General features: G+C 49.1%; 23 protein-coding genes. All 23 read right to left on the reverse strand.

Annotation, left to right across the window (positions count from 1 at the left end; all coding sequences use genetic code 11):
- Nucleotides 1–5: 5 nt before the first annotated feature.
- The 23 genes from IEX98_RS21080 to IEX98_RS21190 all read right to left on the reverse strand — a co-directional run bounded on the left by IEX98_RS21080 (nt 6) and on the right by IEX98_RS21190 (nt 20,304).
- The gene (locus IEX98_RS21080) at nt 6–500 is read right to left on the reverse strand and encodes a chemotaxis protein CheD (protein ID WP_188891182.1); all 495 of its coding nucleotides are present in this window, start codon (nt 498–500) and stop codon (nt 6–8) included.
- On the reverse strand, nt 497–1,117 hold the full coding sequence (locus tag IEX98_RS21085; RefSeq protein WP_188891183.1) for a chemotaxis protein CheC: 621 nt from the start codon (nt 1,115–1,117) through the stop codon (nt 497–499). The genes IEX98_RS21080 and IEX98_RS21085 overlap by 4 nt, the downstream gene beginning before the upstream one ends.
- Before the next feature lies 1 nt (nt 1,118).
- Nucleotides 1,119–1,580 carry a chemotaxis protein CheW gene (locus tag IEX98_RS21090; RefSeq protein ID WP_188891184.1) on the reverse strand — a complete coding sequence of 154 codons (462 nt, stop codon included), beginning with the start codon at nt 1,578–1,580 and terminating at the stop codon, nt 1,119–1,121.
- Between the two features lie 12 nt (nt 1,581–1,592).
- Nucleotides 1,593–3,677, reverse strand: a complete 2,085-nt coding sequence (locus IEX98_RS21095; RefSeq protein WP_188891185.1) for a chemotaxis protein CheA — start codon at nt 3,675–3,677, stop codon at nt 1,593–1,595.
- Between the two features lie 32 nt (nt 3,678–3,709).
- Nucleotides 3,710–4,987: a protein-glutamate methylesterase/protein-glutamine glutaminase gene (locus IEX98_RS21100; RefSeq protein WP_188891186.1), complete on the reverse strand. Its 1,278-nt coding sequence runs from the start codon at nt 4,985–4,987 to the stop codon at nt 3,710–3,712.
- 25 nt (nt 4,988–5,012) lie between these two features.
- On the reverse strand, nt 5,013–5,888 hold the full coding sequence (locus tag IEX98_RS21105; RefSeq protein WP_188891187.1) for a MinD/ParA family protein: 876 nt from the start codon (nt 5,886–5,888) through the stop codon (nt 5,013–5,015).
- On the reverse strand, nt 5,881–7,122 hold the full coding sequence (gene flhF, locus IEX98_RS21110) for a flagellar biosynthesis protein FlhF (protein WP_188891188.1): 1,242 nt from the start codon (nt 7,120–7,122) through the stop codon (nt 5,881–5,883). The genes IEX98_RS21105 and flhF overlap by 8 nt, the downstream gene beginning before the upstream one ends.
- On the reverse strand, nt 7,119–9,152 hold the full coding sequence (gene flhA, locus IEX98_RS21115) for a flagellar biosynthesis protein FlhA (protein ID WP_188891189.1): 2,034 nt from the start codon (nt 9,150–9,152) through the stop codon (nt 7,119–7,121). The genes flhF and flhA overlap by 4 nt, the downstream gene beginning before the upstream one ends.
- A 9-nt stretch (nt 9,153–9,161) precedes the next feature.
- Entirely contained in the window at nt 9,162–10,271 is a 1,110-nt protein-coding gene (flhB, locus tag IEX98_RS21120) for a flagellar biosynthesis protein FlhB (RefSeq protein ID WP_188891190.1), read from the reverse strand.
- 13 nt (nt 10,272–10,284) lie between these two features.
- Nucleotides 10,285–11,076 (reverse strand): flagellar biosynthetic protein FliR, encoded by a 792-nt coding sequence (gene fliR, locus IEX98_RS21125; RefSeq protein ID WP_188891191.1) that lies wholly within the window; start codon nt 11,074–11,076, stop codon nt 10,285–10,287.
- A 16-nt stretch (nt 11,077–11,092) separates the two neighbouring features.
- Nucleotides 11,093–11,362 carry a flagellar biosynthesis protein FliQ gene (gene fliQ, locus IEX98_RS21130; RefSeq protein WP_188891192.1) on the reverse strand — a complete coding sequence of 90 codons (270 nt, stop codon included), beginning with the start codon at nt 11,360–11,362 and terminating at the stop codon, nt 11,093–11,095.
- Between the two features lie 21 nt (nt 11,363–11,383).
- Complete coding sequence (gene fliP, locus IEX98_RS21135) at nt 11,384–12,088, reverse strand: flagellar type III secretion system pore protein FliP (protein ID WP_374705373.1); 705 nt, start codon at nt 12,086–12,088, stop codon at nt 11,384–11,386.
- 37 nt (nt 12,089–12,125) lie between these two features.
- Nucleotides 12,126–12,767, reverse strand: a complete 642-nt coding sequence (locus tag IEX98_RS21140; RefSeq protein WP_188891194.1) for a FliO/MopB family protein — start codon at nt 12,765–12,767, stop codon at nt 12,126–12,128.
- 12 nt (nt 12,768–12,779) lie between these two features.
- Nucleotides 12,780–13,142: a response regulator gene (locus IEX98_RS21145; RefSeq protein WP_042160489.1), complete on the reverse strand. Its 363-nt coding sequence runs from the start codon at nt 13,140–13,142 to the stop codon at nt 12,780–12,782.
- Between the two features lie 21 nt (nt 13,143–13,163).
- Nucleotides 13,164–14,384, reverse strand: coding sequence for a flagellar motor switch phosphatase FliY (gene fliY / locus IEX98_RS21150; RefSeq protein ID WP_188891195.1), 1,221 nt, complete (start codon nt 14,382–14,384; stop codon nt 13,164–13,166).
- Entirely contained in the window at nt 14,374–15,375 is a 1,002-nt protein-coding gene (fliM, locus tag IEX98_RS21155; RefSeq protein WP_188891196.1) for a flagellar motor switch protein FliM, read from the reverse strand. The genes fliY and fliM overlap by 11 nt, the downstream gene beginning before the upstream one ends.
- Nucleotides 15,376–15,412: 37 nt before the next feature.
- Nucleotides 15,413–15,880: a flagellar basal body-associated FliL family protein gene (locus IEX98_RS21160; RefSeq protein WP_188891197.1), complete on the reverse strand. Its 468-nt coding sequence runs from the start codon at nt 15,878–15,880 to the stop codon at nt 15,413–15,415.
- 2 nt (nt 15,881–15,882) lie between these two features.
- Nucleotides 15,883–16,104 (reverse strand): flagellar FlbD family protein, encoded by a 222-nt coding sequence (locus IEX98_RS21165; RefSeq protein ID WP_188891198.1) that lies wholly within the window; start codon nt 16,102–16,104, stop codon nt 15,883–15,885.
- 66 nt (nt 16,105–16,170) lie between these two features.
- A complete protein-coding gene (gene flgG, locus IEX98_RS21170) occupies nt 16,171–16,986 on the reverse strand; it encodes a flagellar basal body rod protein FlgG (protein WP_188891199.1) in 816 nt (271 codons plus the stop codon).
- 103 nt (nt 16,987–17,089) lie between these two features.
- On the reverse strand, nt 17,090–17,458 hold the full coding sequence (locus IEX98_RS21175; RefSeq protein WP_042160478.1) for a TIGR02530 family flagellar biosynthesis protein: 369 nt from the start codon (nt 17,456–17,458) through the stop codon (nt 17,090–17,092).
- Nucleotides 17,455–17,964: a flagellar hook assembly protein FlgD gene (flgD, locus tag IEX98_RS21180; RefSeq protein WP_229692301.1), complete on the reverse strand. Its 510-nt coding sequence runs from the start codon at nt 17,962–17,964 to the stop codon at nt 17,455–17,457. Before flgD ends, IEX98_RS21175 begins: the two co-directional genes overlap by 4 nt.
- 40 nt (nt 17,965–18,004) lie before the next feature.
- Nucleotides 18,005–19,363 carry a flagellar hook-length control protein FliK gene (locus IEX98_RS21185; protein ID WP_188891201.1) on the reverse strand — a complete coding sequence of 453 codons (1,359 nt, stop codon included), beginning with the start codon at nt 19,361–19,363 and terminating at the stop codon, nt 18,005–18,007.
- A 29-nt stretch (nt 19,364–19,392) separates the two neighbouring features.
- Entirely contained in the window at nt 19,393–20,304 is a 912-nt protein-coding gene (locus tag IEX98_RS21190) for a MotE family protein (protein WP_188891202.1), read from the reverse strand.
- Between the last annotated feature and the right edge of the window lie 27 nt (nt 20,305–20,331).

Here is a 20,331-nt window from a genome sequence, read left to right on the forward strand (position 1 = left end):
CGTGCTCAAATCTCCTTTATACCAAGCTGTACGCTTTTTATCGTTAAAATGCCAGTGCTGCTGTCAATTTCGATCGTGCGTCCATAGTTGCCGCCGACATCCTGAGCGATGACCGTAATCATGTTCTTCGCCAGCATATCCAAGCAGGACTCCACGTTGCGCGGACCGATTCTCATCGAATCGGACTGTCCGCTGAACGCAAACATTTGCGCTCCTCCCGCCATCTTCGCAATGGCGCGCCGCATATTCGCACCGGCATCTTTCATCCGGCCGATTAGCTCTGGAATGGCAGTATCGGCATATTTGGCGACGTTAATGGCAGATTCGCGTGCAATATCCGATGTTGGAAGCATCACATGCGCCATTCCGGCAACCTTCGATACGGGGTCATATAGCGTTAACCCGACACAGGAGCCTAGACCCGTCGTTCGAAGAACTGCCCCGTCCACGGCGATATTCAAATCCGCCATGCCGACCTTGACCAAATTTTGCTCTATCATTCGGTAGTTACTCCCAAAGCTTTAAATATTTTATTGAAAGATTCCGGGTCGGGTATGAGAAAGAAGTGGCCTTCAAGTTCCTGCCGGTCTTCCAAAAACGTCGTTTCAATCAGCAAAGCGGAATCGCCCATCTCCCCGTATTGGACCAAGCCATAGCTTAAAATAGCACCGGCCATATCCAGAGCAACGGACGGCACCGATGGCGCCATCGTCAAATGAGTGAAATCCGCAAGCGAAGAAAGATAAGAGCCGGCAAGTATGTTGCCGATTTCGCAAAGCGCGGACAGCTCCATTTCCGAATATCCTTCTTGCTCTTCAGGTCTCAGGGCAAGCAGCTGACTAAGCAGCGACTTTGCCGATTGTTCCTGAATGATGAAAAACATATTGCCAGGGGCTTCCCCCTCAACACGAAGGAAAACCGCAATAACAACCTGCTCGGAGCCGCCAACACGATTCGCAACTTCCTCGAAGGGAAGCAAACTGACTTTTGGAACCGCCATGTCAACCGGCTTGTCGAGCAGTCTCGACAGCGCGGTTGCGGCATTGCCCGCTCCAATATTGCCAACTTCCTTCAGCACGTCCAATTCAAAAGCTTCAAAGCGGCTAAATAAACTCACCTTACACCTCTAGCTGTTCTAGTTGAATAATTTCATTTTTGTTCAGAACCTCTGACAAATTGAGCATTATAAGCAGTCTGCTGTCGCCTAGTCTAGCAATTCCTCGCAAATATTTCGCTTTAATGCCGCCAACGATCTCTGGCGGAGAATCGATCGTATCCGTATCGATATCAATAACGTCATTCGCTGCGTCGACGATAAAGCCAACCTCCAGTTCCCCAGCCGCTACTACGATAATCCGGGAATTTTCAGTCGGTTCCGTCTCACCAAGTCCGAACCTGCCGCGAAGATCAATAACCGGAACGACGATGCCGCGCAAATTGATTACACCTTTAATGAAGCTAGGTGTTTTCGGAACGCGGGTAATTGGAGACAAACGCTCAATGGTCCGTACCTTGTCAACCTCGATGCCGTATTCCTCGTGCGCCAGACCAAATACTATGACTTTCAATTCTTCTCCCATCGTGAAACCTCCTTATTTAATGAGTGCATTAGGATCGATAATAAGCGCAACTTGACCATCGCCAAGTATGGTAGCGCCTGAAACGGCTTCAATGTTGGTCAAATACTTGCCCAGTGACTTCAATACAATCTCGCTTTGGCCAATAAATTCATCGACGGTGATGGCCGCCCACTTGTCACCTTTGCGGATAACGACGATTTCCGTCTCCACTTCGTCACGCTCGTCGTAGTCCGGAGACTCCAGTACCCGGCTAAGAGAGATTAATGGAATAACCGAGTTGCGGAATTCGATCATTTTATTGCCGTGAACCTCCAGCACTTGTTCCCGTTTAATAATGGCCGTCTCCACAATTGACGATAGCGGAATCGCATATTTTTCCGAGCCCAGCTTAATCAGCATGGCTGAAATAATCGAAAGCGTAAGCGGCAGCTGAACCGAAAATTTCGTTCCTTTGCCAAGCGCTGACTCCACGCTAACGTTGCCGCCAAGCGACGTGATTTTAGAACGCACGACATCCAGTCCGACTCCGCGCCCCGATATATCCGAGATTTTATCAGCCGTACTGAAACCCGCTGCGAATATCAGCATGTGGATTTCGTCATTGGACAGAGCTTTTGCTTGCGCTTCTGTTACGACGCCGTTTTTAATTGCTGTTTGCAGCACTCGATCACGATTAATGCCGTTGCCGTCTTCTTCAACTTCGATGAAAACGTTGTTGCCGCTGTGGAATGCCCGCAGGTGAATGGTTCCCGTCTCCGGCTTGCCGGCTGCAATCCGTTTATCGATCGTTTCAATACCATGGTCAACGGAATTACGCAGCAAGTGGACGAGCGGATCGCCAATCTCATCAATAACAGTTCGATCGAGCTCCGTATCGGCTCCCGTAATGACCAGATCGATTTTTTTATCAAGCGATTTTGCCAAATCGCGAATCATACGAGGGAAGCGATTGAATACGGTATCGACAGGTACCATCCGCAGCTTCAGGACGATATTTTGCAAGTCGGAGCTGACACGAGCCATATGCTCTACCGTTTCTGTCAGGTCACTGCGTTTAATTTCACTGGCTAGCTGCTCCAGCCTTACACGGTCGATCAGCATTTCGCTAAACAAGTTCATCAGCGTATCCAAACGGTCAATATCGACGCGGATCGTTCTCGATACTGCTGCAGGAGCGCTTGATGCAGCAGTCTGACTGCGAGCACTGCCGATTTGATTAGCGGCCTCTTTTTTGGCAGAGTCTGTCGTTGACTCATCTTTTGTTTCTGCAGGAGCAGCCTCTTGTGCTCGCGGCGCTTCCGCAACATGCAGCATTTGCAGAGATTCCGCATCAAGCAGCGTTACCGTTGCCGTCTCAATTTCGGATATCGAAGTGATTTGCTGCTGAAGTTCATCTTGTGCAAACTTAGAAATCGTAAAGACGACAAAAGAGCGGTCGAACTTTTCTTGCTCCAAATCTTGTACCGATGGATCGGATTTGACGATTTCACCTGTCCGCTCCAATAGGTCAAATACCATATAAGCGCGGGCTGCCTTGAGTACACAATCCTCGTTAATGCTTACCGTAATGTGATAAGCCAAATGGCCGCTTTCAATCGACTGCTGCAGGATCGAAGTTTGAAATTCATCAAGCAATCCTTTTGCAGCCGGCTTGTTGACTGCAGGCGCAACTGCTGCAGCTGATGCAACTGGTGCCGCAACGGCATTGGATTTATAATCGCCTTTGAAAATAGATTGCAGCACTGCAACGATAGCCGTTACGTCTGCTTTGCCTGTTCCGCCGCCGACGATATCCTGTACCATCGCTTCAAGCGCATCAAGTCCTTTAAAAAGCGTATCAAATATAAAGCTGTCCATTTTTAGCTTGCTGTTTCGAACCAAATCCAGCACGTTTTCCATCTCATGCGTCAACGATGCAAGATCCTCATAGCCCATCGTTGCCGACATGCCCTTTAATGTATGGGCGGAGCGGAAAATCGATTGGACAATCGAAAGATCCTCTGGCGCTCCCTCGAGCTGCAGCAGATTTTCATTCAAGGCTTGCAGGTGATCGTTGGACTCGTCGATAAACATCGACAGATAAGCATTCATATCCATTGTGGTGCACCTCCTGTTAGGACTCTAGCTCTTTAGATCGATTTCAAAACGGCTTGCGCGATAGCTGATGATATGCGTTGAAGCGGAAGCACCGTCTTCACCGCACCGTTCTCCACTGCACTTCGCGGCATGCCATAGACGACGCAGGTTTCCTCTGCTTCCGCTATAGCACTTGCCGCTCCGCTTTCTACCAGCGCCTTCAATCCCTTCGCGCCATCACTTCCCATCCCGGTCATAATAACCGCATGTCTCTTTAATGAAGAAAACGGGATAAGCGATTCGAAAAGCACGTCGACCGAAGGGCGGTGCCCATTGCGCGGAGCTTGCTGCGTCAGCTTGATATGGTAGCCCGATAGATCATGAGCCATCTCCATATGGTAGCCGCCAGGAGCGATGTAGACGACCCCCGGCTGCAGCCGTTCGCCTTGTGAAGCTTCAACCACTTGAAGCTCACTGAAGCTGTCCAGCCGCTGGGCAAGTGATTTGGTAAATTTCGGCGGCATATGCTGTACAACGAGCACAGGTGCCGGGAGATGGGCAGGCAACGAGCATATTACTTCATGCAAAGCTCTCGGTCCGCCAGTTGATGTTCCAATTGCAACGATATGGCGAAACGGATCGGATTTCGCAGCCGATTGTTCCGGCAAGCTTGGCTTGACGACATCGGGCTGCACTTGGGCAGCTATCCGACCTTTATGTAATGGGGACGAGGCCGGACGGTTTAGCTGTTGCTCCTGAACCGTCTTTCTCACTGGTTCTATTTTCCGTTCCGGAAGCACCGGCTTACGTTCACTCGGCGCCTGTTCCCCTAATTTTTTGACATTATCGTCAGTTGGAGCCTTGTATGGTTTCTTAACCGGCTGCTTCTGCCCCTCCGGCTCCTTGAGCTCGATTCCCGGCAGCCTTCGTTTCATCAGCACAGCAATTCTCAGCTTGTCCAGCAGAAGTTCGCCTACTTGAATGATGTCGTTCGAAAAGGCTCCGGAAGGTTTCCGGATAAAGTCAAATGCGCCATATTGCAGCGCCTTGATCGTCTCTCTTGTGTTCTCCTCACTTATGCCTGAGAGCATAATAACGGGAGTCGGATGAAGCTTCATAATCGATTGAAGCGCATCAATTCCGTTCATTTCCGGCATTTCCAAATCCAGCGTCACCGCATCCGGCTTTAACCGCTCGACCGCTTCAATCGCCTCTTTGCCGTTGGCGGCCGTGCCGGCGATCGTAAATTGCGGATCTTTCACGATGAGATCGCTGAAAATTTTGCGCATGAACGGAGAGTCATCTACAATGAGCACGCGATAAGGAGCCATCTTCTTCCTCCTCATTTTCAAAGGACTATCGTGATAGCCTGAACATTTTATGTAAAAATCCCTTGACGCCATCCTGCGCAGTCCCAGTCGCCGCTTGCTTCGACTCTGTAAACCGCTTGGCGATTTCCTCCACTCCTCTAGAAGCGTCCGTACCGGGAAAGGCGATCGTAAATGGAACCTGCCGTTTCACTGCCTTAGAGACGTTAGGGTCATCCGCTATCATACCAAGCGTCTGCAAATCCACTTGCAAGAAGCGCTCTGCCGCCATACTGATTTTCTCGGCGGTTTGTCTGCCTTCTTTCTTATCTCCTGCTCGGTTTACGATCAGTTTAAAGCTTGCGTCAATTCCCTTCGCTTTTACCATTTTGATCAATGCATAAGCATCCGTGATAGAAGTAGGTTCGGGAGTCGTCACGACAATCGTCTCCTGGGCCGCCTCGATGAACGTTACCGTTTCCTTGGAAAGACCCGCTCCCGTATCGAAGAGGATGACATCATACATGCCGTGAAGCTTCTCGATTTGACCGGCAAACCATTTCATCTCTTGCTCCGACAGCTCAAGCAAATCTTTGAAGCCGGAGCCGCCTGCGATGAAATGAAGGCCAGCTGGCCCTTCTTGCACAATATCCCAAATCGTTTTGTCTTGTTTAAACAAATGATAGAGATGACTGGTAGAGCTGACGCCCATTAAGACGTCGATGTTTGCCATACCGATATCCGCATCGAATACGAGAACCTTTTTCCCCATACGCTGCAAAGTGATTGCAAAATTCAAACTGAAGTTGGATTTCCCAACACCGCCTTTGCCGCTCGTTACGGTGATAATACGCGTTCCCCGGCTGGCTTCCAGCCCATTCTTCTGCTTCACCAGGTTGCGAAGCGCTTCCGCTTGATCATTCATCGGCTGGCGCCCCCAGCAGTTCGTTCACATAGGCTTCGAGATTGAACGGTGCAATATCATCGGGTACCGTCTGTCCCTTAGCAACGTAAGTAGGAGTTAACTGATAGTTCATCGCCAGATTCAAGATAGCGCCGAACACGGACGTCTCGTCCAGCTTTGTGAATAGTGCCTTACGGACGCCGTATTTGGAGAAATTCTCCGCTACAGTCAGCATATCCCGTGTCTTCCCAGTCAAACTGAGCACGAGTATCGTTTCACTTATTTCATTCGTTTGGAGCAGGCTGTTTACTTCCGATACGTGCAGCTCATTGCGGAAGTTGCGCCCCGCCGTATCCATGTAAATCAGTTCCCGATTTTCTAGCGCCTTGAAAGCTTTAGGAAGATCCATGGGCGAGAATACGACTTCAATCGGCACATTCAAAATATTAGCGTACGTTCGCAGCTGATCTACTGCTGCAATTCGATACGTATCAGAAGTGATGAATCCGACTTGCCGCCCCCGCTTAATCGTCTGCTCTGCAGCCAGCTTGGCAATTGTCGTCGTTTTGCCAACGCCTGTCGGTCCAACAAAATGTACGATTCTCGCCTCTTCACTGATTTGGCCTCCAGACATTGGCGCCATCCAACCGTTAAGAATGAGTCCGGCAACCGTCCAAACACTCTGCGCTTCCAACGGAAGCTGCTGCTCATGCAGCTTTTGCTCCACTTCATCCAGCAATCTTTTAATAAGCTCAGGCTCTACCTCTTGATCGGTCAGACGTTCATAAAGGGCTTCAAGTGCCGCCGGCATGTCTTGACCGAGTTTACGGACCGATAGTTGCAGAAGCGATTGCTTAATGACGCGAATTTCATCCAGCAGCTCGTCGTTGATCCGGCTCAACGCTTGTGACGGAGGCTGCTGCGGTTCCAATACTGCAGTTGCTGCAGTAGCAGGCTGACTGCTTGGCCTTGCTGTCGCTGCCGCAACTGCCGAACGCTGCTGCACCGTTTCATTGATCGCTGTCATAACAGCTTCGAAATCTGCTGCTTGCTTGCTGGAAGATTGCGGTTTTGGAGGCGGGGCATTTGATTCGATTGCCGCAATAACCTCCATCCGCTTTTTGCGGAACATCCCCATAAATCCACCGATGCGTACTTCCTTCGTATTCAGAATGACGGCATCCTTGCCCAGCTCACTCCGAATCATCGGCAGCGCTTCAGGCAAATCGTTGACGACATACCGTTTCACTCTCATAAGTTCACCACCCCTACGCTTTGAACTTCAATATTCGGTTCAAGCTCGCTGTAGGAAAGAACCGGCACATCCTGCATTGTGCGTTCCACGATTTGACGCAAATACATGCGTATTGTCGGAGAGGTCAACACAACCGGCTGCTGTCCGGACTGAATTTGTCTCGTAACCTGTTCGTTAAGTTTGCTGTAAATTTGCTGAGTAGCGATCGGATCTAATGCGATATAGCTGCCTTGGTCCGATTGTTGGACCGATTCGGCAATCTTCTTCTCAAGTGCAGGCCCGACAGTAATTACTTTCAACGTATCGCCTGATGCCGAAAATTGCTGTGTAATTTGACGAGATAACGCCTGTCTGACGTATTCGGTCAAGATGTCTGGGTCTTTCGTAAAGTTGCCCTGATCGGCCAATGATTCGAAAATGGTAACGAGATCGCGTATTGAAACCTTCTCGCGAAGCAGCTTTGCCAGCACTTTTTGCAGTTCGCCAATCGAAAGAATCGATGGAATCAATTCGTCGATAAGTGCCGGATATGCTTCTCTTACATTATCCACAAGCGCTTTCGTCTCTTGACGTCCAATCAGCTCATGCGCATGGCGTTTAATAATTTCCGTCAAATGTGTCGCCACCACGGAAGGCGGGTCAACAACTGTATAGCCAGACAGTTCGGCTCGTTCTTTCATCGGCTCGTCAATCCAGATGGCCGGCAAACCAAATGCCGGTTCCGTCGTTTCGATGCCGATTACCGAGTCATCCTCGAAGCCTGGGCTCATTGCCAGGTAATGATTAAGCAGCAATTCACCGCGGGCGACTGTGTTGCCTTTGATCTTAATGATGTATTCATTTGGCTTAAGCTGAATATTGTCCCGAATACGAATGACCGGTACGACAAGCCCCAGTTCCAAAGCGCATTGCCTTCGGATCATAATGATCCGGTCCAGCAAATCGCCTCCTTGCTGGGTATCCGCCAGCGGGATCAAACCGTAGCCGAATTCGAATTCGATCGGATCCACTTGCAGCAGGCTGATAACACTCTCCGGACTGCGAACTTCCTCGATCTGCTGTTCCTCGACAAGCATTTCCTCTTGTTCCTGCTTTTTAGAAATTGACTTCTGCATTCTCCAGCCTCCATAGGCCAGAAGCAATGAAAAAGGCAGCGTACGAATTAGACCGATTGGCGTAAACAAGCCAAGCAAAGCAATCGTGCCTGCAACGATATACAAAAGCTTTGGATATTGGAATAGCTGGGATGTGACATCATCGGCCAAATTACCGTCGGATGCTGCTCTTGTCACGATCAAACCGGCAGCTGTAGAAATAAGCAATGCTGGTATTTGGCTGACGAGACCGTCACCAATGGTCAGGATCGAATATGTAGATAAAGATTCCATGAAATCATATTTATGTACGACCATACCGATCACAAAGCCGCCAATCAAATTGATCAGGAGAATGATGATCGAAGCGATTGCATCGCCTTTAACGAACTTGCTGGCACCGTCCATCGAGCCGTAGAAATCGGCCTCGCGTTCAATCTTGGAGCGGCGCTCGCGGGCTTGTTGCTCGTTGATAAGTCCCGCATTCAAGTCGGCGTCGATACTCATCTGTTTACCAGGCATCGCATCGAGCGTAAATCGGGCCGCGACCTCCGCTACCCGCTCTGAGCCTTTTGTGATAACGATAAACTGTACAACGACGAGAATGAGAAACACGACAAAGCCGATGGCTATTTGCCCGCCTCCAACCCAACTGCCAAAAGTTTCAACAACTTTACCGGCATGGGCATGCGCCAAAATGTTCCGCGTCGTCGATACGTTCAGCGCTAGCCTGAATAATGTCGTTACGAGCAGGATTGCTGGAAAAATAGAAAAATCCAGCGCTTCCTTCGTATTCATGGCTATGAGCAGAATCATGAGTGCGATGGATATATTCAGAATGAGCAATATATCCAGCAAGGGAGTTGGGATTGGGATTACCATCATGAGTACGATGCCGATGATCCCGACCAGAATTACAAGATCTTTTAGTTTCATGATGCTGCCTCATCCCTTTCGATTATAATGATTGACTCGGCCTTTCAATTTATATACGTGCGCAAGCACTTCCGCCACAGCCTGGAACAGGTCCGCAGGTATGGAATCTCCGATGTCTGCCCGTTCGTACAGCGCTCTGGCCAGCGGCTTATTTTCCATCGTTATGACGCCATGCTCCTTCGCAACCTCTCGGATTTTAAGCGCGATATGGTCCATCCCTTTGGCGATAATGAGCGGTGCTTCCATCTTTGTAGCGTCGTACTGTAGGGCTATGGCAAAGTGCGTCGGGTTCGTAATGACGACATCCGCCTTCGGAACCTCCTGCATCATCCGCTGCATTGCCATCCGGCGCTGCCTTTCGCGAATTTTGCCTTTAATTAGGGGATCGCCCTCTACTTTTTTGTGTTCATCTTTAATGTCTTGTTTGGACATCCGTAAGTTTTTGGCGTGCTCATATCGCTGGTACATATAGTCCAAAAAAGCAACTATGACTAAAACGGAGCCGATCTTAATACCAAGATTTACCGTCAAACCGGCAGCAAAATTAAAAATTTGTTCAATCGACAAATGCGGCAACAGCAGAATGCGATTCCATTGCCCCGCAATCGTCTGATAGACGAGAAGGCCAATAATGAGCAATTTCGTAATACTCTTCGCAAATTCAACTAAAGATCTTGGAGAAAAAATTTGTTTAAAACCGTTAAGCGGATTCAGCTTGCTGAATTTTGGTTTCAGCGGTTCTCCAGTTAACAGGAAGCCAAACTGCATTACGTTTCCGACTATTGCGACGATAATGACTATGGAGAAGATTGGAGCTAGTATCACAATCATATCTATAGCCAGTTCCTTGAATAAAACACGCACATTTCCTTCTGACAATTCCATCGTCAGCTGATCATTAAATAAGTGCCAGAACATACCCATAATACGTTCTTTGAAATAACCGCCAATCATAGCGAAACCCGCAAACACGAACAACAGAATGAAGGAGCTCGGCAGCTCAGCCGATTTGGAAACCTGCCCCTTCTTCCTTGCGTCCTGCTTCTTTTTTGGCGTCGCCTTTTCCGTCTTTTCTTGGTTGAATAGCTGCAAGTCGAGCTTCAAGCGGTACGTTCGCACGGCTGCAGCCTCCTTATTGACCTTCGGCTTGCTGTACGATGCCAAACAACTGCTCCAGGTTGTCGAATAAAATAACGAACAGCTTATCGAATAAAACCGCCATCCCAGGCATGAGCAGGATCAAAACAAACAAACCGATAATAATTTTGAGCGGTATGCCGATTACAAATACGTTGTACTGCGGTGCTGTCTTCGCCAGAAAGCCAAGACCGGCATCCGTCAAGAACATGGATACGGTAAGCGGGGCAGCAATTTGAAGAGCAAGCATAAATGTATGCCCTACCGCCTTAGTTAGAAATTCCGTAATACTTCCTTCATAAAGCCGTCCAAACAATTCGTTGTCCAGCGGTATCCATTGATAGCTGTCCATCAATGCCGTCAACAGGTAATGATGGCCATTCATGATCAGGAAGATCATAATCAGGAGCATGTACTTGAAGTTGCCGAGCAGCGGCGCTGATGCACCCGTCATCGGATCGACGACATTTGCCATCGCGAAACCAATCTGAAGATCCATTAGAGCGCCTGCCGTCTGCACAACAGTAAAGAACAGGTAAACTATGTAGCCTATGAGAAGTCCGACCAATACCTCTCTGAAAATAAATAGAATATATTGTGCGTCAGGAATGACGGTTTGCTTCATCCCGTATGTCAAAAAGACGATAAAAGAGATAAAGAAGCCCAGACCAATCTTAAATGCACTCGGGACACCTTTCATTGAAAACAGCGGTGCGACGACGAAAAAAGCCGTTATTCGACAAAAGATTAACAAAAAAATAGGAAAGCTTTGCACGAACAGATCCATCTCTTCGATTCACAGCCTATCCGATGTATTTATATAAATTATTCAGCAGATTGTAAGTGAAATCGACAATCGTATTTAAGATCCAGGGACCAAATACAATAATGGATAAAAAAACCGCTACGATTTTGGGCACAAATGCTAACGTCTGCTCTTGAATTTGCGTAGTCGCTTGAAAAACACTGACGATTAATCCGACGACTAGAGCAATTACAAGCATCGGTGCGCTGGCTTTCAAAATCGTATAAAGGGCTTGTCCCGCCAATCCGATAATGAAATCAGCACTCATGGCATGTTCCTCCCGTCTTCGTCATGGATTGAAGCTAAGCAGCAGCGATTTGACGATTAAGTACCACCCATCCACAAGCACGAACAACAGCAGCTTGAACGGAAGCGAAATCATAACGGGCGGCAGCATCATCATCCCCATCGCCATTAATGTGCTGGCAACGATCATGTCGATGACAAGGAATGGAATAAAGATCATAAACCCCATTTGAAAAGCGGTTTTCAGCTCGCTGATCGCATACGCGGGAACGAGTACCGTAATCGGAATATCCTCGAATGATTCCGGCTTTTCCGCCTTAGTGTAATTCATGAATAGCAGCAGATCTTTCTCTCGCGTATGGGAGAACATAAACTTCTTCATCGGAACTGCGGCCGCCTCCAGCGCTTGCGTCTGTGACACTTCACCCTTAAGATAGGGCTGAAGCGCTACTTCATTCACTTGCGATAGCGTAGGCGCCATGATGAAGAAGGTAAGAAACATCGCCAAGCCAATCAACACTTGGTTCGGCGGCATTTGCTGCGTGCCGAGCGAAGTCCGGACAAAGCCGAGGACGATTACGATTCTCGTAAAGCTGGTCATCAGAACGAGAATAGCCGGGGCTACACTCAATACTGTTATTAGAAGCAATATCGATAATGCGCTCGTTCCCGGTTGTTCTCCTCCATTGCCAAAATTGATCTCGACATTGGGCAGCGGCTCCGCGAATGCATGCGATTGAAGCAGCATCGCGGCCAGCTGTACGGCGACGATCGATATCCACCATTTATTTTTCATTGTCATCCATCAACCGTTCATTAGGTTTATCGTCTTTAAGCAACGACTCCAACTGCTGTTTACGGTCCGCTTGACGATTCAATTTGTCGTTCAGCATCGCCTGGAAAGACGTAGAGTCGGTATTATTCCATTGCCCTTCCGAGGACTCAGCTTCCGTCCCGCGCTTGCGGAAACGGCCGAGAAGCTCCGACACTGTACCGCCGGACCAACTGCCGGAAGATTGACGCTCGAGCGCGGCGATAATTTGCTGCGCCTGTTCACCGGATTCTACTTTATCTAGCAGCGTAACGTTCTCGCCTACTCCGACGATGTATACCCGGCCTGCAAGCTCAACGACCTGAAGGGAGTTGTTTTGTCCCAGTGCAACGCCTCCGAGCGAACGAAGCGAGCGATTCGTGCCCCACACCCGGCTCTTCTGGGACAAAAACTTCATAACAACGACTATTAAGCCGATAACTAGAAATAAAGATATAACGACCCAAATCATGCTGCCGGTAAAATTGCCTGAATCAGAGAAAGCCGGCTTCCCGCTATCCCCGTTTAATTCACTTGCCGCTGCGAATGCAGGCCAAACCGCGATGCCTGCTGCCGAAAGAATAGATAGTTTTGCGCTTATTCCCCTAATTAGCATGCCGGAAAGCCGTTAGCCGAGCGTTTTCTTGATCGCTTCGATAACGCGATCTGCTTGGAAAGGCTTTACGATGAAATCTTTAGCACCCGCTTGAATGGCGTCGATAACCATTGCTTGCTGACCCATTGCGGAACACATAATAACTTTTGCGTTGGCATCCAGCTTTTTAATTTCCTTCAAAGCAGAGATACCGTCCATTTCCGGCATCGTAATGTCCATTGTAATCAAGTCTGGTTTCAATTCCTTAAATTTCTCCACCGCCTGCGCGCCATCCTGCGCTTCTCCGACGACTTCGTAGCCGTTCTTGGATAAAATGTCTCGGATCATCATGCGCATAAAAGCTGCGTCGTCTACGATTAGAATGCGGTTTGCCATCTTTTTTTTCCTCCTAGGGTGTTATTGTAATTTTTGAATTCGGTCCCATTGGCTCACAATATCGGTTACGCGTACACCAAAGTTTTCGTCAATAACGACTACCTCACCTTTGGCAATGAGCTTATTGTTCACGAGAATGTCGACAGGTTCACCGGCCAGCTTGTCCAGCTCGATAATCGATCCTTGGGACAATTCCAATATATCCTTAATTTGCTTCTGGGTCCTTCCTAATTCTACGGTAACCTTAAGCGGTATGTCGAGCAATAAATTAAGGTTTGTTTCATCCGTATTTACGTACGGCGGTTGGTTAAAATTGGCGAATTGCACGGGTTGTACATTTACGCCCCGGTTCATCGGATCTCCGTACGTTTGCGGGCCTTGCGGCTGGCCTGGCATTTCGAAATAGGCAGGCTGCTGTTGCATTTGGGAAGCTGCGGCCGCTTGCATGTGGCCTTGCGTCTGAGCTGCAGGGGCCGGCTGTTGGGCAATCGGCTGTTGCGGCTGTGATGGTGCGGCAGCCGGCGCCGGTGCACTTGCTGGCTCTTCCTCTGTCCCGCCCATTAGCGTTGACACCATTTGCTTCGCAAACGACACAGGGAGCAATTGCATAATCGTCGAATCAATGAGCTCTCCGATTGTTAATCGGAACGAGATTTTAATGAAAATATCGACCGGCGGCAGCTGGCCCATACCATCACCGCTGTCTACATCGAGAATGTCAATGCCTGGAGGCGAAATATTAACGAACCGGTTGAAAATCGTCGACATTGACGTAGCCGACGAACCCATCATTTGATTCATCGCTTCCTGCACTGCGCTAATATGTATTTCATTCAGTTCCTGAGCCGTTACTTCGCCTTCTCCGCCCAGCATCAGATCTGCAATGACTTGAGCATCCTTCGTCTTAATGACGAGTGAATTGATGCCTTCAAATCCGTCTACGTATTGCACGCTAACCGCAACATGCGGCTTCGGAAATTCGTCAGACAGCTGATCTCTCCGGATAAAGGTTACTTCCGGCGTCGTAATATCGACTTTTTTGCCAAGCAGTGTAGACAAAGCTGTAGCTGCGCTGCCGAACGTAATATTACCGATTTCACCAAGCGCATCCTGCTCGATCGGAGTCAGAAAGTCAGACAGTACCGCATTTTCAGCGACAGGCTGCTCCGTCTCTGACTCGCCGGATGATTGCTTCAACAACGCATCTATTTCTTCCTGGGACAAATAATCTTTACTCGTCATATTCTTCTTCCGCTCCTTCGTTGACAACTTGATCCACTTGAACGGCTAACCGATCTTTGACCGAGCCGGGACTGCCGATAAATTTCAACTTGTCGCCTACCTTGATTTGCAAGCCTTTGTTGATCGGCTTATGAAGCGAAATGACATCGCCGACGGACAAACTGAGAAACTCCTGAATCGTAATCGAAGATTCTCCCAGCTCGGCGACGATCGGCAGCTTGGCCTTGCTGACCCGCTGCTGCAGCATTTCCACTTCTTCCGGTATACGTTCCTTTTTTTGGGATACGAACCAGTGATGGGCCGAAAGGCGGGGCATAATCGGCTCAATAACGACATGCGGGATACAAAGGTTGATCATACCGGTTGTATCGCCGATTTTAGTGCTAAGCGATATAAGTGCGATCGTCTCATTTGGCGATACGATTTGCATGAACTGCGGGTTTGTCTCCAGCGCCTCCATACGAGGCGAAATGTCGATGACCGTCTTCCATGCCTCCTGCAAGCTTTCGAACGTACGGCTGAAAATCCGCTCCATTACGATCGTCTCGATCTCCGTCAAGTTATTAATCTTCGACGGGGCTGTGCCTTGCCCGCCAAGCAAGCGGTCAAGCATCGCATAAGCGACGTTAGGATGAACCTCAAGCACCATTCTTCCTTCGAGCGGCTCAGCCTCAAAAATATTAAGAATCGTCATTTTCGGAATCGAGCGTATAAATTCGTCGTAAGGAAGCTGCTCGACTTGAACTACACTAATTTGCACGAACGTGCGAAGCTGCGCTGAGAAATAGGTAGTTAAATATCGCGCGAAGTTTTCGTGGATGCGGGTCAAGCTGCGAATATGATCCTTCGAGAAACGAACAGCGCGCTTGAAATCGTATACCCGTACTTTCTTCGTCACTTCTTCTTTTTTCAGATCGTCCGCATCCATCTCACCCGATGACAATGCGGCAAGCAGCGCGTCTATCTCATTTTGCGATAAAACATCAACCAAATCTCTCACCCCCTTCAAGGAATGTCGGCATCAAGTTCTAAATCTGCGTAATAATAAAGTCTGTAATTTCAACCTTAACCAGCTTTTTCCCTTCCGGCAAAATCGGATTGATCAGGTTTAGAAGCTTCGATTCCAGCATGTCCTCGCCCTTGGAGCCTTTCAGTTCATCCGCCGTCATGTCTGCTATCGTACGGTTAATAATTGGCTTTATTTCAATCTCCATCAGCTTGTCAAAATCCTCTTTTGTTTTTTTGCTGTCCAATTGGAACGCAAAGCTGATTTTCACAATATAGTCTGCATCCAGCAGATTACGTGTGAAGCCCTTCAACTCGGAAGTTACTTCTACCCGCTTATCTGCACTCAATTGCTTGACGACAACCGGCTTGTTTGCACTCACATCCCCGCTGGTGTCGTTAAAGAAGGATTTAAACAAAATGATACATACAATTGCGATAAGTGTAATGGCCAGCAATGTCGTTACTAACCATGGCAACATTTTTTTCATGTCTATGGACCCTCCGTTTGTTCGCTCTTCTGGGTCGCCGCGTAAACGCCGATCGTTCGAAGATAACTCTGTACGAGCAGCAGAAGATCGGACGCGCTTTCCGCCACTATGATTTTTTTGCCTGTCGTCAGCGATATGATCGTATCAGGCGTCTCTTCTACCAATTCAATAAGAAGAGCATTAATCATGACTTTCGTGCCATTCAAACGAGTTACGGTAATCATAAGCTGCCCCCTTCACATACCGGGGAGGCTTTCGCCTCCCTCCGGTTATGGTCTAGCTAAGCGCGATTAGCGCTTCAGGTTTACAACTTCCTGCAAAATTTCGTCTGATGTTGTAATGATACGTGAATTCGCCTGGAACCCCCGCTGCGCTACGATCATCTCCGTAAATTCAGCGGTAAGGTCGACGTTCGACATCTCCAGTTGACCAGCTATAATAGCCCCGGTACCAAGCTCAGGATCGTTCGCGGTCATAAATTCAAATTCGCCGTCTGGGTTCGCGTTAGCCGTAACTTGATACAAGTTGCCGCCCATTTTGAGCAAGCCGCTTGGATTGACGACTTTAACGACGCCAAGCTGCGCGACGACTTCCGTACCGTCTGCAGTCACACCCAGGATCGATCCGTCTTGTCCGATCGAGAACGAGGTGTATTCCGGCGGTATCGTAATTGGCGCGCCGCCACTGTCAAGAACAAACAAGCCTTCGGCCGTAACCAGCTGCCTGTTCGCATCCGGCGTAAAGTTGCCGGCACGGGTCAGATAGACCGGTTGTCCGTCCGGACTTGGCGATACCGCGAAAAAGCCGTCGCCGTCGATCCGTAGATCCGTCGGCTGATTCGTTGTCATCGCGCTTCCTGGCGTGTGCACAGTGTCGATCGACGCGATCGACACGCCAAGGCCGATCTGACGTGCGTTAACACCTGCTTGCTCGCCTTCAGTGGAAGCCGTAACACCAGCCGTCGTTTGGCTCATAATATCGCTGAACATGACGCGGCTGCCTTTAAAGCCAACCGTATTGACGTTTGCAATGTTATTGCCGATTACGTCAAGCTTCGTTTGAAAGCCACGCATACCGGATACACCGGAGTACATCGATCTTAGCATTTCTTGTATTCCTCCTAATTAAATAGTAGATAAGTTACTCATAAGACTGCTTCAGTCGGTCGGCAGTCAGTAGGCCCCCTTTTCGGTCCAGCCCGTTTCTTGCTTAGTTAAGAATAACTGCGCTGTCTATTTGCGTGAATACATTGCTATGCAGCTGATTGCCGTCCATTGCGGTTACGACCGTTCGGCTTGGCACATTCACAATCATCGCAATATCTTTCATCACGATGAGGGAATCTACTGCGCCTTTCGATTCTGCCTCTTCCACCGCATTCAATATTTTCGTCAATGATTCCGGCTGCAGCTGGATGCCGCGCTGCTTCATGCGAACTTCCGCATGATGGCTGAAATTAAGCACCTTGGCATTCAGCATATCGCGGAATTCCGAAGACGGATTCGGCTTTGCTGCTGCCTTGGACTGCTGCATTAATTTCACGGGCATGATATGCCCAATTTTTACGCTGTCGCTCACGGTGTATCAGCCCCTTCCGAGGATGACTCCGATTCATTGCCGTTCTCCGAACCGCCTTTATCTTCGCCCGTCTCCGAAATGGAAACCAGATGATCGAGAAGCACCATCGTATCATCGCTGAATTTAGCATATTGCTTGCCGTCCGAGACGACTACAGAATTCACGATACCTTTTGCCAGCACAGACTGACCCTGATCATTCATTTCGTACCATTCCACCGTTTTGCCGATCAGATTGGACGCCGTTCCAAGGTTCTGACGCAGCAGCCCGAGCTGTGTCGACATATTCGTCAATTGCTCGACCGAAGTGAATTGGGCCATTTGCGCGATAAATTCTTTATCCTGCATCGGCTGCATCGGATCCTGATTCGCCAGCTGCGTAACCAAGATTTTCAGAAAATCATCCTTGCCCAGCGTCTGGTTCGGCTCCCGCTTGGCTGCGTTCTGCACATTCTTCGCGCTATAGTTCGGCCACACGGCAGTTGGGCCAATGTTGTTGTTCGCCACATCGCTCACCTCCATCCTACTTGCGCATTGATTGACACTCTTATGCCGTTACGTTCACAGTCCGGCCAAATCCGAGATCCTGAATTGCAATCTGTTCAATGACTTCGCTCTCAAATCCAGCATCATCGGAAATCCGATCGCCTTTGGATTTGTTTTGTCCTGCGAAATTTTGCTGCGCCGTTCCTTGGCCATGCTGTCCTCCGGCCAGTTGAGCAGCATTTTGTCCCTGCGTAACCTCCAGCTTATCAACCGATAAACCTTGTGCCTGCAGAGCTGCACGCAATTGCGCCATCTGATTGTCCAGCACATCTTTCGCCGATACCGTATCCGTATGGAAAACGGCGGTCAACTGTCCGTTTTGCATTGTAATCCGGACGTCCACTTGACCAAGCTGCTCTGGAAACAATTGAATTTTCGCTTCCGTCTTGCCGCCGTTCAAGATGCTGATATCCAGCTTTTGAACGAAATCTGCCATCGTATCCGCGAATTGATCTGCTGTTACATAAGGTTGAAGCAACGCTCTTGCTGCCGGATGTTGAGCGACTGTACGGAGAACATCTCCAAATACCGCTCCGCCTGGCAACACAGCTCCTTGCTCTTCTGTCCCCGCTGGCAAACTATCGTTCAGGCTTTCAGATGCAGCTTCTTCAGCTGCTGCAAGCATTACAGAAGGATGAATGGATTGCTGCGTTAAACGCTGCAGTAAGGCAGCCGTTGTCGCTGTTGACTGCGTAACAACTGGAGCTGCATGCTGCTCTCCAACCGCTTTATCAGCTGTTTGATCCTTTGCAGCATTATTGCCTTTCTGCTTCTGCAGAAGCTCATGCAGCGCTTGAAGCTGTTGACCAATCAGTTGCGTCGGTTCCTGCTGCTGAATTTGTTTCAATGAGCCGTCTTGAACGGCTGCTTGAAGCTGAAGCAGCGAATCCTGTAGTTGAAGTTTCACAGCCGACGCCGGGTTTTGCCCCGTGTCTGAATCCGTCTGACCGCCGTCTTGTACTTGAGCCAGGGTTAACACTGGAATACCAAGTAAAGCCAGCAAAGCGTTAAACTGATCCAGTATCGATCCCAGCTCTTTAACCGCTTCTTCACTGCCGGCATCCGATTCCTGCTCTTCCCCTGTATCAAGCTCGCCAATTAGAGCATCCAGCACCGACAGTAAATCCTTGGTTTCCTCAGCGCCAATTGTAAGCGCACTCCCCCCCAGACTTGCTGCAAGGGAAACTGCAGCAGGGTCAACCGAGGCCGAACCGCTAGAGGCTTTTGCTGTGCTGCCGTTCATTTGATAGACCAGCGCCTGCTGAAATCCTGCGCCGCCGCCTGCTTTCGTTTGCCCTGCACCGGTTGTAGACGCTGCTGCTCCATTATTAGCGGGTATTGAAGCCATGATCATATCCATTTTTTCACCTCCTCTCGCTTGAGAAGCTGTTATTTGCCTGTCATTAGCTTCGATACGAGCTGAGCCGTCAGTTTCTCATTGATCCCTGACATCCCTGCCACAATAGCCGATCTTGTATTATCGTCGACCCCGTTCAATATCCGCAGCACTTTGCTTGGACTTACATCCGCCATCGCAATAAGCAATTGCGCCGCGCTTTTTGCATCCATCGCCGAGAACGTTGCGTTTAATTGTGCGGTGTCCAGCGTTGAAGAAGGTTGTTTCGTCGCGTTTGCTGCTGCTTGCGCTTTTTTCAAATCTGCTTGCAAAGCAGCGATTTGCCGGTCTTTTGCAGGAACCGTATCCTTCAGCATCACTGTTGCATCAGCAGCCGTTTTCGGGTTCATTTTTTCCATTACCCGTACCCGGTCATCCGGACGCATCGCCTCTAGAACGAGCACCATATCCTCAAGCGTCATAGCTTGTAAAATCGGCGCTGCTTTGCTTGGCGTGATTTTGCCGTACATGCCGGCCAGCTCCTGAATTTTGGCTTGATACTGCTCATCTTCAAGCCCTTTCTTCTCTGAAGCTTTCGTTAATTGATCCAGCTCGGTCTGCAGGTTTTTCAGTTCCTGCTCTTGCGCTGTTTTTTGCTGTGCAGTTTGAGCCAGCTCGTTTTCTTTCTCCGTCAACTGGGCTTGAAGATCCTCGATTTTCCGGCCCATATTGTCCGACTTCAACTGCTGATCATCCGATCCGCCGGTCGATTGCTTCGCTTCAGGAAGAACATTCCGAAGTACTGGAATCGAATTGCCCAGTTTAAGCATCGAATTGCGCATGTCCGCGTTGTACAAAATGTACACGACGCCGATAAGCACGACAACAAACAGAATCGGAGTTACGAAAAACATCATTCGCTCAAAACCGTTGTAGCTCTCTTTCTCCATATCCGCATTCGCCATTCCAATCACTCCCTCTAGCCTTGCGCT

The organism is Paenibacillus radicis (ex Gao et al. 2016), assembly GCF_014641555.1.
Taxonomy (GTDB): domain Bacteria; phylum Bacillota; class Bacilli; order Paenibacillales; family Paenibacillaceae; genus Pristimantibacillus; species Pristimantibacillus radicis.